Raw genomic sequence first — 12,673 nt, forward strand, 5'->3', positions numbered from 1 at the left:
GGGTGGGCTTCAGCCCACCAAATAAGGCCCTACGCCAGCGCCTCGGCCAATTTGCCGTGCAACCCACCAAAACCACCGTTGCTCATCACCACCACTTGAGTGCCCGGCGTGGCGTCGGCCTTGACCTTGGCGATGATTGCATCCAACGAGTCGCAAACCGTCGTCTCGACAGGCGAGCCGGCGACCGCCGCGGCCAAGTCCCAGCCGAGATTTGGCGGCGCGTACCAGATCGCCTGATTGGCCTGCGCCACCGATTCGGCCAGGCCTTCACGGTGCGCGCCAAGCTTCATCGAATTGGAGCGCGGCTCGACCACGGCGATGATCGGTGCATCGCCGACGCGCTTGCGCAGGCCGTCCAGGGTGGTGGCGATGGCTGTCGGGTGATGGGCGAAGTCGTCATAAATGGTCACGCCATTCACGTCTGCGACCTTTTCCATGCGTCGCTTGACACTGCGGAATTCGCTCAGCGCTTCGGCTCCCTGCTTGGGCAATACGCCGACATGGCGCGCCGCCGCGAGCGTGGCCAGAGCGTTATTGACGTTGTGCTGACCAGTCAATTCCCAGTCCACCACGCCTTGCACAGTGCCGCCGAAGATCACCTCGAAGCGCGAGCCGTCGGCGCTGAGCAGGTTGGCCTGCCATTGCCCGCCTTCGCCGGTTGTCTGCACCGGTGTCCAGCAGCCCATGCCGACCACGCGCTTTAGCGCTTCTTCGGATTGAGGATGGATGACCAGCCCTTCGCTAGGCACGATGCGTACCAGATGATGAAACTGCCGTTCGATCGCCGCGAGGTCGGGAAAGATGTCCGCGTGGTCGAATTCGAGGTTATTGAGGATCGCCGTGCGCGGGCGGTAGTGGACGAACTTGCTGCGCTTGTCGAAGAAGGCGCTGTCGTACTCGTCCGCTTCGACCACGAAGAAAGGCGTGCCGCCCAAGCGCGCAGAGATGCCAAAGTTCTGCGGGACACCACCGATGAGGAAGCCCGGACTCATCCCGGCGTGTTCCAGCACCCAGGCCAGCATGCTGCTGGTGGTGGTCTTGCCATGCGTGCCTGCCGCGGCCAACACCCAACGCCCTTGCAGCACGTGATCGGCCAACCATTGCGGGCCGGAAACGTAAGGCAGCCCTTTATTGAGCACATATTCCACCGCCGGGTTGCCGCGCGACAGTGCATTGCCGATCACCACCAAATCCGGCGCCGGATCGAGCTGGCTCGGCTCATAGCCCTGGGTCAACTGAATGCCCTGGGCTTCCAGCTGAGTGCTCATGGGGGGATAGACGTTGGCGTCGGAGCCGGTGACGCGATGGCCCAGTTCCTTGGCGAGAACGGCCAGCGAGCCCATGAAGGTGCCGCAGATGCCGAGAATATGGATATGCATGGATGACCTCGAAAAAGCGCCGCTCTCGACTTCCAGCAGAGGAGTTCGGCCGCAAAGATTGCGCAGCAGATTAGCACGAGACGGCCCTTCCAGCCGCGATCCAGCTGGGAGTCTGGCAGCTGCGCCAACACCTCGGAGCACGCTCGCCGCGCCCTCACACCTGAGCCGCTTTTCGCCAACTATCGGCTGAGTCGATACACACTGCCTAACAATCGATTGGCACTCATCGGCAAGCGAGGGCAAGTATGACCACTCGGTCACCTACTAAAACAAGCCCAGGAGCCTTGCATGCCGCAGAAATTCCACAACCCGGTCGCGACTTTCTTTGGCGCCGACAGCCTGAAGGAAATTCGCAGCCTTACCGAAAACCAGTACGTCGCCCTTGTCACTTTTCCCGAAGCACGCTCGCTGGGCCTGATCGATCGTGTGCAGGCGCTGCTCGGTGATCGACTGGCCTACATCGTCGAGGATGTGCAGCCCAACCCCGACGTTGCGCAGCTGAGCGGTATATACGAGCGCTTCTGGCAACAGGCCAGCCACTGCCAGACGGTGATCGCTCTGGGTGGCGGCAGCGCCATCGACACCGCCAAGGCACTGATCGTCGGCACCCAAAGCGGGCGCTTCAACGAACTGCTCGAACTGCTGGCCAGCGGCCAGGCGTTCACCTCAGCCAGCAGCAAAAGCCTGATCGCCATCCCCACCACTGCCGGCACCGGCAGCGAGGTGACGCCCTGGGCGACGATCTGGGATTCGGCCAACCTGAAAAAATACTCCCTGCATCTGGAATGCACCTGGCCCCGGGCCGCGATCATCGACCCGCAACTGATGCTGACCGTTCCCAGGGGCGTCACCGTGTCCACGGGTCTGGATGCGCTCTCGCATGCGATGGAATCCATCTGGAACGTGAACGCCAACTCGGTATCGGACACCTTCGCCACATCCGCAATACGTGATGTGCTCGACTGCCTGCCTGCACTCTGCAAGGACCTGGGCAACCTCGAACTGCGCTCGCGCATGGCCCTGGCCGCGATGAAAGCCGGGCTGGCGTTCTCCAACACCAAGACCGCCCTCGCCCACTCGATTTCCTATGAGATGACCCTGCGCCACGGCCTGCCCCATGGCATCGCCTGCTCGTTCACCCTGCCAATGGTTCTGGGGCTGGCCTGGGGCCGCGACCCTGGACGCGACCGCGTGCTGAAGCAGGTGTTCGGTGCCGATCTCGACACCGCTCAGCAACGGCTTCGCCAGTTCCTGCACAGCCTGGACGTGAAGACCGAATTTGCCGATTACGGCGTGGCAGCCGACGAAGCGCAGCAGATGATCGACTACGCCCTGCTCGGCGCCCGCGGCAAGAACTTCATCGGCGCGCCATCAAGCCCCGTGCACTGATCCACCCGATCAACCTCCTCGTTATCCGCCACACCTCAAGAGTGAGCCGGCGCGGCGTCAGCGCGTCGGTCTATAACAAGAAGGATAAACACGATGACAATCGCAGAAGCGTTACCTACTAGCACCACCACGAGGTCATTCCGCCGGATGCAATGGCGAATGCTCTTCGCTGCCATGTTCTGCTACCTGTTCTTCTATACCGGCCGTCAGACGTTCGGCTTCGCCATCCCCGGCATGCAGGAGGAGTTCGAGCTATCCAAACAAACGCTCGGCTGGGTGTCGACAGGGATGCTATGGGCGTACGCCATCGGCCAGGCGATCAACGGCAACCTCGGCGACAAGTACGGCGGACGACGCATGATGAGCGCCGGCGCCATCCTTTCCTGCGGCGCCAACTGGGTCGTCAGCTTCGCCTCGGGCCTGACCAGTCTGTTCGTGCCATGGGCACTGAACGGCTATTTCCAGGCGCTCGGTTGGGCGCCCGGAAGCCGGCTCCTGTCGAACTGGTGGGCTGTGAGCGAACGCGGCAAGGTCTACGGCTTCTACGTATTTGCTGCCGGTTGCGCGTCGATCCTTTCCTACATCACCTCGCTGGTAGTCATTGATGTCCTGCACCTGGATTGGCGCTGGATCTTCCGTCTGCCCGTGCTGTTGATGCTCGCCGGCGGCATCCGCTTCTACCTCATCGCCCGCGAAAAGCCCGAAGACATGGGCTACGAGCCGGTGGATACAGGCGTTGCAAACGAAGAGGACAAGGTTCACGAGAACAGCGACGGCAAGCAGGAAAGCTCCCGTGAGCGTTACATGGCGGTTCTGAGAAACCCCAAGGTTGCGATCGCCGCGATAGCGCTCGGATTCCAGAACGCGGCCCGCTACGGCCTGATCATCTGGGTGCCGGTGCACTTCATCGGCAGCGACTGGAAAAGCGGCGATTCATGGCTCAACCCGACCTGGATCACTGTCGCACTGCCGGTGGGCATGGCGGTCGGTGCACTCAGCAACGGCTGGATCTCGGACAAACTGTTCGGCTCCAAACGCTACCTGGCCATCATGCTGTACATGGTCCTGGGTGCGCTGACCAGCTTGTGGATGTGGAGCCTGCCCGGCCATAGCGTCATCAGCCTAGCGGCATTGTTCCTCTGCGGCTTCTTCGTCTACGGCCCGGCGTCATCGTTCTGGGCGCTCTGCCCCGACCTGGTCGGCGCGAAACGCGCGGGCACCGCCACCGGCATCATGAACTTCTCGTCCTATCTGTTCGCCGGGCTGGCCGAGCCGCTGATCGGGCATATTCTGGACCTGAGCGGCAACACTTCGCCCATCTTCCTCGTCGTCACCACAGCATGCCTGCTGAGTGCGACCGTCGCCTATTTCGTCAAACGCTGAACCGGGGCCTAGCGCATGTACCAGTACCACAAGTGGCTTCGCTCCTTTCACGCGGTGGCGCGAACCGGCAACTTCACCCAGGCGGCGGATTTTCTTAGCCTGGGCCAGCCCACCGTGAGTGAGCAGGTCGCCGCACTGGAGCGCAAGTTCGCGATCGAGCTGTTACACCGCCGCGGCAGGAGTACGGTCCTCACCGACGCAGGGCATCAGCTGTACGCCATTACCCAGGGTCTCTTCGGCCAGGAGGACGAAGCGATTCAGCTACTGCAAAGCTTCCATCAGAAAAAGACCGGGCTGATACGCATTGGGGCCGTGTCACCGCCGATTGCCATGAGTCTCACCTATGAACTGATGCGCCGGCACCCGGAAATCGAAGTCGGCACCTCGTTCACCACCGAAGCTGAAACCCTGGAGCGCCTGTATAACTTCGATATCGATGTGGCAATCCTCGCGCTGACTGACTTCGACCGCCGGCTGCACACCGAACTCTACCGGTCCTGCCCGATCGTCGCGATGGTACGCCACGATCATCCCTGGACCACGCAGAAGTCGGTCCAGCTGCATGAGATCGAAAGCCAGGCACTGGTACTGCGTGAGCAAGGTTCACGCACGCGCCAACTGGTGGAAAGCGCCTGCCTAGACAGAGGCATCAAGCTGAACTGCGTCATGCAGCTCAACAGCCGCGAAGCCATTGTCCACAGCATCGCCCAGGGCATCGGGATCGGCTTCGTCTCGGAGGTCGAATACGCCGAGCTGCCCGGCACCCGCGCCATCCGCTTCGCCAATGATCCGTTACATATCGACTACTTCCTCTGCTGCCTCGGCGTGCGCCGCAACCGCGCATTGATCGCCGACCTGTTTGATAGCTGTCCAGGTGCAGATCCACCCCGCACCGAGACCGCCGTCACCACTGGCGATCCAACACACAACTCGAACTGAATCAAACTAGGAGTACACCCATGAACTATCAGCAACCGAATCAGCTGCAAGCCGCCATCCTCGATTGGGCCGGCACGGTCGTCGACTTTGGTTCCTTCGCGCCGACCCAGATCTTCGTCGAGGCCTTCGCCGAGTTCGGCGTGCAGGTCAGCCTGGAAGAAGCGCGTGGCCCCATGGGCATGGCCAAATGGGATCACATCCGCACCCTATGCAACGTTCCGGAGATTGCCGAGCGTTATCGCGTCGCCTTTGGCCACCTGCCCAGCGACGACGATGTCACCGCCATCTACGAGCGCTTCATGCCGCTGCAGATCGCCAAGATCGGCGAGCACTCGGCGCTGATTCCCGGCGCTCTGGATGCCATCGACCAACTGCGTGAAAAGGGCCTGAAGATTGGCTCCTGTTCTGGCTATCCCGCCGTGGTGATGGAGAAGGTCGTGCAACTTGCTGCAACCAACGGCTACGTCGCCGACCACGTGGTGGCTACCGACGAAGTGCCCAATGGCCGCCCACACCCCGCTCAGGCGCTGGCCAACGTGATTGCACTGGGCATCAGTGACGTCGCCGCCTGCGTCAAGGTCGATGACACAACGCCCGGCATTCTGGAAGGCCGCAGCGCCGGCATGTGGACCGTCGCGCTGATCTGTTCTGGGAATGCGCTAGGTCTGGATTACAAGGGTTACAAGGCACTATCGGCAGAAAAGCTCGCCGCAGAGCGCGCGCGCATCGCTCAACTGTTCGAAGCTTCGCGCCCGCATTACATGATCGACACCATCACCGACCTGCCTGCGGTTGTGGAGGAGATCAACGGTCGTCTTAAACGAGGTGAAACGCCACAAGCCAACTAAGCTTGCTGATGCGCTCACGCTATTTTCACGTGGTTTGACGCTCGATCGACCTTGGCGTCATTCCATCACGGCACACGGCCCACGCTTAGAACAACGCGCCGGCCGTCTGCCCCGATCCATTTCGACAAGAGAGATCGCCGTCATGATTTATGCAAAACCCGGAACGCCTGGCGCACAACTATCCCTCGAAGCGCGCTATGGCAATTACATCGGTGGTGAATTCGCCGCCCCGATCAATGGTGAATATTTCACCAACATAAGCCCTGTCGACGGCTCGGTCATCGGCGAATTCCCCCGCTCCGACGCCGCCGACATCGAAAAGGCCCTGGATGCGGCGCATGCCGCCGCCGATGCCTGGGGCAAGACCTCAGTGCAGGCCCGCTCGCTAATCCTGCTAAAGATCGCCGACCGCATCGAAGCCAACCTGGAGAAACTCGCCGTCGCCGAAACCTGGGACAACGGCAAGGCGGTGCGCGAGACGCTGAACGCGGACATCCCGCTGGCCGCCGATCACTTCCGTTATTTCGCCGGCTGCATCCGCGCCCAGGAAGGCACCAGCGCGGAGATCGACGAGCACACCGCCGCCTACCACTTTCACGAGCCATTGGGCGTAGTCGGGCAGATCATTCCGTGGAATTTCCCGATCCTGATGGCCTGTTGGAAACTCGCTCCAGCCCTCGCCGCCGGCAACTGCGTGGTGCTCAAGCCCGCCGAGCAGACCCCGCTGGGGATCAGCGTATTGGTCGAACTGATCGGTGATCTGCTGCCGCCGGGCGTGCTCAACATCGTTCAGGGCTTCGGCAGAGAGGCCGGCGAGGCACTGGCCAGCAACAAACGCATCGCCAAGATCGCCTTTACCGGCTCCACCCCGGTGGGCTCGCACATCATGAAGCTGGCCGCCGAGAACATCATCCCGAGCACCGTGGAGCTGGGCGGCAAGAGCCCGAACATCTACTTCGAGGACATCATGCAGGCCGAACCGGCCTTTATCGAGAAGGCCGCCGAGGGCCTGGTGCTGGGCTTCTTCAACCAGGGCGAGGTCTGTACCTGTCCGTCGCGAGCGCTAGTGCAGGAATCGATCTACGCGCCGTTCATGGACGCGGTGATGAAAAAGGTCGCGCAGATCAAGCGTGGCGACCCACTGGACACCGACACCATGGTCGGCGCCCAGGCCAGCCAGCAGCAGTTCGACAAAATCGTCGGCTACCTGGACATCGCCCGCCAGGAAGGCGCCGAAGTGCTGACCGGCGGCGGTGTGGAGAAACTCGAAGGCTCACTGGCGACCGGTTATTACATCCAGCCGACGCTGCTCAAGGGCCACAACAAGATGCGCGTCTTCCAGGAAGAAATCTTCGGCCCGGTGATCGGCGTGACTACCTTCAAGGACGAGGCCGAGGCGCTGGCCATTGCCAACGACACCGAGTTCGGCCTGGGCGCTGGCGTCTGGACCCGCGACATCAACCGCGCCTACCGCATGGGTCGCGGGATCAAGGCCGGACGGGTGTGGACCAACTGCTATCACCTGTACCCGGCGCATGCCGCGTTCGGTGGCTACAAGAAGTCCGGTGTCGGTCGCGAAACCCACAAGATGATCCTCGACCACTACCAGCAGACCAAGAACCTGCTGATCAGTTACGACATCAACCCGCTGGGCTTCTTCTGAAGCACCGCGCGGGCGGCGCCGGCCGCCCGCGCTCGAACAAGACGCCTGCCGGGCGCCGTCATGGTGCCGTGGAGCCCGGAAAAGGTGCGTTCCTGCCGCACTCTGCAGACAAAACGCGACGAACCTACAGGTTCTGGCGCAGGGCATGACGCTTGCTAGGGAGAGTTGCCAACCACCTGCGAGGAACGATCATGGCTCTCGAACACAGCAGTTCCACGTCACCGCAACATGCCGTCGACTTCGAAGCCGTCGGCAGCAGCTACTTCCAGGAACGCGAACTCAAGAAAGGCGCCGCCGGCTGGGTGCTGCTGGTCGGCCTCGGCGTCGCCTACGTGATCTCCGGCGACTATGCCGGCTGGAACTTCGGTCTGGCCCAAGGCGGTTGGGGCGGGCTGTTCATCGCCACGCTGCTGATGGCAACCATGTACCTATGCATGTGCTTCTCGCTGGCCGAGTTGTCGTCGATGGTGCCCACGGCAGGCGGCGGCTACGGCTTCGCCCGCACCGCGTTCGGGCCGCTGGGCGGCTTTCTCACCGGCACGGCGATCCTCATCGAGTACGCCATCGCACCGGCGGCCATCGCGGTATTCATCGGCGCCTATTGCGAGTCGCTGTTCGGCATCGGCGGCTGGATGATCTACCTGGCGTTCTACATCGCCTTCATCGGCATCCACATCTTCGGCGTCGGCGAGGCCCTCAAGCTGATGTTTATCATCACCGCCATCGCCGCGCTGGCGCTGGGCGTGTTCATCGTGGCGATGGTGCCGCACTTCTCGGTGGCCAACCTGCTGGACATCGCGCCCACCACCGCGGCGGGCGCCAGCGCCTTCCTGCCGTTCGGCTACGTCGGCATCTGGGCGGCGATTCCCTATGCCATCTGGTTCTTCCTCGCCGTCGAGGGCGTGCCGCTGGCTGCCGAGGAAACCAAGAATCCGCAGCGCGACATGCCGCGCGGGCTGATCGGCGCCATGCTGGTGCTGCTGGCCTTCGCCGGGCTGATCCTGCTGGTCGGACCGGGTGGCGCCGGTTCCAGCACTCTGATCGAATCCGGCAACCCGCTGGTGGAAGCGCTGACCACCGCCTATGGCTCGTCCACCTGGATGAGCGGCTTCGTCAACCTGGTCGGCCTGGCCGGGCTGATCGCCAGTTTCTTCTCGATCATCTTCGCCTACTCGCGGCAGATCTTCGCGCTGTCGCGGGCCGGCTACCTGCCGCGCAAGCTGTCGCTGACCAACCGCAACAAGGTACCGGTGCTGGCGCTGGTGATTCCCGGCCTGGTCGGCTTCGCCCTGTCGCTGACCGGCCAGGGTGACCTGCTGATTCTGGTAGCGGTGTTCGGCGCGACCATCTCCTATGTATTGATGATGGCCTCGCACATCACCCTACGCCTGCGCCGCCCGGACATGCATCGCCCGTACAGGACACCCGGCGGCATCTTCACCTCGGGCGTCGCCCTGGTGCTGGCGTGCATTGCGGTGGTCGCGGGCTTCCTGGTGGACCCGCGCGTGGTGGTCGGCGCGGCGATCATCTACGGCATTTTCATCGCCTACTTCACCTTCTACAGCCGTCATCACCTGGTCGCAGGTACGCCGGAGGAAGAGTTCGCGGCGATCGAAAAAGCCGAGGCAACGCTGAAGTAAGGAGAACGCCATGACCTACTCGCACAGCGTGGGCGGCACCACCTGGCGCTTCGACGACCTGCGCGAGCTGCTGGCCAAGGCCAGCCCGGCGCGCTCCGGCGACCTGCTCGCCGGAGTCGCGGCGGGCAGCGATGCCGAGCGCGTGGCGGCGCAGATGTGCCTGGCCGAGGTGCCGCTCAAGCGCTTTCTCGACGAAGCGCTGATTCCCTACGAGCGCGACGAGGTCACCCGCCTGATCATCGACAGCCACGACGCGGCTGCCTTCGCGCCGGTCAGCCATCTCACCGTAGGCGACTTCCGTAACTGGCTGCTCGGCGATGAGGTCGACGGCGCCACGCTGGCAGCCCTGGCGCCGGGCCTGACGCCGGAGATGGTCGCCGCCGTATCGAAGATCATGCGCGTGCAGGACCTGATTCTGGTGGCGCAGAAGCCGCAGGTGGTCACGCGCTTTCGCAACACCATCGGCCTGCCGGGGCGCATGTCCACCCGCCTGCAACCCAACCACCCCACCGATGACGGTGCCGGCATCGCCGCGAGCATTCTCGACGGGCTGCTCTACGGCAACGGCGATGCGGTGATTGGCATCAATCCGGCCACCGACAGCACCAGCGGCATCTGCGAGCTGCTGAAGATGCTCGACGCCATCATCCAGCGCTACGAGATCCCCACCCAGGCCTGCATCCTCACCCACGTCACCACTTCCATCGCCGCAATCGAGCGCGGCGCGCCGTTGGATCTGGTGTTCCAGTCCATCGCCGGCACCGAGGCGGCTAATGCCAGCTTCGGCATCAGCCTGGCGACCCTGCAGGAGGGTTATGAGGCGGGCCTTTCGCTCAAACGCGGCACGCTCGGCGACAACCTCATGTACTTCGAGACCGGCCAGGGCAGCGCGCTGTCGGCGGGCGCCCACCATGGCCTCGACCAGCAGACCTGCGAGGCCCGCGCCTACGCGGTGGCGCGCCGTTTCAAGCCGCTGCTGGTGAACACCGTGGTCGGCTTCATCGGCCCGGAATATCTGTACAACGGCAAGCAGATCATCCGCGCCGGGCTGGAAGACCATTTCTGCGGCAAGCTGCTGGGCGTGCCCATGGGTTGCGACATCTGCTACACCAACCACGCCGAAGCCGACCAGGACGACATGGACATGCTGCTGACCCTGCTGGGCGCGGCCGGCATCAACTTCATCATGGGCATCCCTGGCTCGGACGACGTGATGCTCAACTACCAGACCACCTCCTTTCACGACGCGCTCTACGTGCGTCAGGTGCTGGGCCTGCGCGCGGCGCCGGAATTCGAGGAATGGCTGGCGAAGATGCAGATTCTTCGGCAGGACGGCAATCGGCTGCACCTCGGGCGCGAACTGCCCGAGCCGTTCCGCCGCGCGCTGGAGCGACTGACCTGAAACCAGCACGCGCTCCCCTGTAGGAGCGAGCTTGCTCGCGAAAAAGCACCGGCATCGTCCGTTTCGCCAGCAAGCTGGCTCCTACACCACGAACACGAGGCCCTATGAACGAACGGACGCCAACCATCGCCAACCCCTGGCAACACCTGCGCCAGCTCACCCCGGCGCGCATCGCTCTGGGCCGAGCTGGCACCAGCTTGCCCACCAGCGCGCAGCTGGATTTCCAGTTCGCCCACGCCCAGGCGCGCGACGCCGTGCACTTGCCGCTGGACAGCGAGGCACTGATGCGCGAACTGCAAAAACACGAGTTGGACTGTCTGCACCTACATAGTGCCGCCGCGGATCGACAGGTCTACCTGCAGCGGCCGGACCTGGGGCGGCGCCTGGACGAAACCAGCGCCGCGCAACTCGACGAGCGAACCGAAGCGGGCTGCGACGTCGCCCTGGTGATCGCCGACGGCCTCTCGGCTTTGGCCGTGCAGCGCCACGCCCTGCCCATGACGCTGAAGATCGCCGAGCATTGCCGCGCCGAGGGCTGGTCGCTGGGGCCAGTCGCCGTCGTCGAACAGGGCCGCGTGGCCATTGCCGACGAAATCGGCGAACGCCTCAAGGCCCGAATGGTGGTGATCCTGCTGGGCGAACGCCCCGGTCTCAGCTCGCCGGACAGCCTGGGTCTGTATTTCACCTGGGCGCCGCAAGTCGGCCGCCACGACGCTCAGCGCAACTGCATTTCCAACATCCGCCCTGAAGGCTTCGCCTACAACCTGGCCACGCATCGCCTGCTATATCTCATGCGCGAAGCTTGTCGTCGCCAGCTTTCAGGCGTGAACCTCAAGGACGAAGCCGAGGTGCCGACGCTGGACGGCGCGCCCCGCACCGGCAACTTCCTGCTCGGCTAAATTCCAAGCACTTTTCGTCGGATTCCCCATTTGCAGGCTGCGACGAAGCCGCCCGCCTCGTCCGCAAAACGAGCGGCGCACCGCACGTTGCAGCGGCAGTCACGCCTCGGGCAGCAACACCACCGCCTCTATCTCGAAGAGCATGCCGTCCAGCGCCAGGCGTGGCACCGGGATCAACGTGCAAGCCGGCTTCGGCCCCGGTCCCAACGCGCCGACCAGCTCCTCGCCAAATACCTGCAAACGTGCCTCACTGTGGTCGACGATAAGCACGGTGAGTTTTGCGATCTGCTGCGCACTGCCGCCCACTGCCTCGATGGCGAGGCGGAGATTGGCCAGCGCCTGGCGGACCTGCTCGCGAAATTCCTTGGACAAGCGCCCGTCGACAGTCTCGCCTCCCTGCCCGGCGATGAATGCGAGCCGGGCTCCGGGCGGCAGCAACGCCACATGGGAATAGCCATTGGGTGCCGGGTCGTACAGACCCGGCGGATTGAGCAGCGACAGGCCGTTGCGGCCCGAATTTTCAGTCATTACTTACTCCTCTCAGTAACGCCACGCAGATCGGCAAAGCGCTCCAGCGCCCGCTTCATCGCCCCATCGAGGTCGCCAGGTCGGTACTGCCCCGGTTCGCGCCCGAAGGCAACGCTCAGGCGGTTCCAACTGTTGATCACGACGAGGGCGAAGGTCAGCCGGGTGATCGCCCGCGGCGAGAAATGCTCGGTCAACTCACCGTAGCAGCGGTCGAGCGTTTCGCCATCCGGCAGTTCGGTGACGGCCTCGGCCCATGCCAGCGCGGCACGTTCGGCCGGGCTGTAGACATTGGCCTCACGCCAGGCCGACAGCAACAGGATGCGCGGCAGCGGCGTATCCAGCGCCAGCAGATCCTTGCTGTGCATGTCGATGCAATAGGCGCAGCCGTTGAGTTGCGAGGCGCGCAGCTCCATCAGCTGCAGCAGTTGCGGATCCAGATCGGATTCGTGCAGGTAGCCGCTGATAGCCGTCAGTGCTTGCAGTGGCAGCAGGTCGGCGTGCTTGAGGTAGTCGAGTCGCATGGGAATTCTCCGGTTTAGTCATGAGTGACATTGCCAGGACGGACCCACCGGGCTAGTTGTGACAGCTCGTCTCGGCTGTCAC

At 63.4% G+C, this 12,673-nt stretch carries 11 protein-coding genes; 8 read left to right on the top strand and 3 right to left on the bottom strand.

Features of this window, described 5'->3' with window-relative positions; all coding sequences use genetic code 11:
- Nucleotides 1-29: 29 nt before the first annotated feature.
- Nucleotides 30-1,379, bottom strand: a complete 1,350-nt coding sequence (gene mpl, locus NA647_RS12115) for a UDP-N-acetylmuramate:L-alanyl-gamma-D-glutamyl-meso-diaminopimelate ligase (protein ID WP_256057920.1) — start codon at nucleotides 1,377-1,379, stop codon at nucleotides 30-32.
- 288 nt (nucleotides 1,380-1,667) lie between these two features.
- On the opposite strand from mpl, the gene psrA reads away from it, so the two are divergent.
- The 8 genes from psrA (at nucleotide 1,668) to eutC (ending at nucleotide 11,542) form a co-directional block, all read left to right on the top strand.
- Nucleotides 1,668-2,768: an iron-containing alcohol dehydrogenase PsrA gene (gene psrA / locus NA647_RS12120; RefSeq protein ID WP_256057921.1), complete on the top strand. Its 1,101-nt coding sequence runs from the start codon at nucleotides 1,668-1,670 to the stop codon at nucleotides 2,766-2,768.
- Nucleotides 2,769-2,861: 93 nt separating this feature from the next.
- Entirely contained in the window at nucleotides 2,862-4,151 is a 1,290-nt protein-coding gene (locus tag NA647_RS12125; RefSeq protein WP_256057922.1) for an MFS transporter, read from the top strand.
- Nucleotides 4,152-4,166: 15 nt separating this feature from the next.
- A complete protein-coding gene (locus NA647_RS12130; RefSeq protein ID WP_256057923.1) occupies nucleotides 4,167-5,090 on the top strand; it encodes a LysR substrate-binding domain-containing protein in 924 nt (307 codons plus the stop codon).
- Nucleotides 5,091-5,110: 20 nt separating this feature from the next.
- The gene (phnX, locus tag NA647_RS12135) at nucleotides 5,111-5,938 is read left to right on the top strand and encodes a phosphonoacetaldehyde hydrolase (protein WP_256057924.1); all 828 of its coding nucleotides are present in this window, start codon (nucleotides 5,111-5,113) and stop codon (nucleotides 5,936-5,938) included.
- Between the two features lie 142 nt (nucleotides 5,939-6,080).
- Entirely contained in the window at nucleotides 6,081-7,601 is a 1,521-nt protein-coding gene (exaC, locus tag NA647_RS12140) for an acetaldehyde dehydrogenase ExaC (protein ID WP_256057925.1), read from the top strand.
- 191 nt (nucleotides 7,602-7,792) lie between these two features.
- Nucleotides 7,793-9,241: an ethanolamine permease gene (eat, locus tag NA647_RS12145; protein ID WP_256057926.1), complete on the top strand. Its 1,449-nt coding sequence runs from the start codon at nucleotides 7,793-7,795 to the stop codon at nucleotides 9,239-9,241.
- 10 nt (nucleotides 9,242-9,251) lie between these two features.
- Nucleotides 9,252-10,643, top strand: coding sequence for an ethanolamine ammonia-lyase subunit EutB (locus NA647_RS12150; RefSeq protein ID WP_256057927.1), 1,392 nt, complete (start codon nucleotides 9,252-9,254; stop codon nucleotides 10,641-10,643).
- Nucleotides 10,644-10,747: 104 nt separating this feature from the next.
- On the top strand, nucleotides 10,748-11,542 hold the full coding sequence (gene eutC / locus NA647_RS12155; protein ID WP_256057928.1) for an ethanolamine ammonia-lyase subunit EutC: 795 nt from the start codon (nucleotides 10,748-10,750) through the stop codon (nucleotides 11,540-11,542).
- Nucleotides 11,543-11,641: 99 nt separating this feature from the next.
- Here eutC and NA647_RS12160 read toward each other — a convergent pair whose 3' ends face one another.
- Nucleotides 11,642-12,070, bottom strand: a complete 429-nt coding sequence (locus NA647_RS12160; RefSeq protein WP_256057929.1) for a RidA family protein — start codon at nucleotides 12,068-12,070, stop codon at nucleotides 11,642-11,644.
- Complete coding sequence (locus NA647_RS12165; RefSeq protein ID WP_256057930.1) at nucleotides 12,070-12,591, bottom strand: carboxymuconolactone decarboxylase family protein; 522 nt, start codon at nucleotides 12,589-12,591, stop codon at nucleotides 12,070-12,072. Before NA647_RS12165 ends, NA647_RS12160 begins: the two co-directional genes overlap by 1 nt.
- Between the last annotated feature and the right edge of the window lie 82 nt (nucleotides 12,592-12,673).

Source organism: Stutzerimonas stutzeri, assembly GCF_024448985.1.
Lineage (GTDB): Bacteria > Pseudomonadota > Gammaproteobacteria > Pseudomonadales > Pseudomonadaceae > Stutzerimonas > Stutzerimonas stutzeri_AP.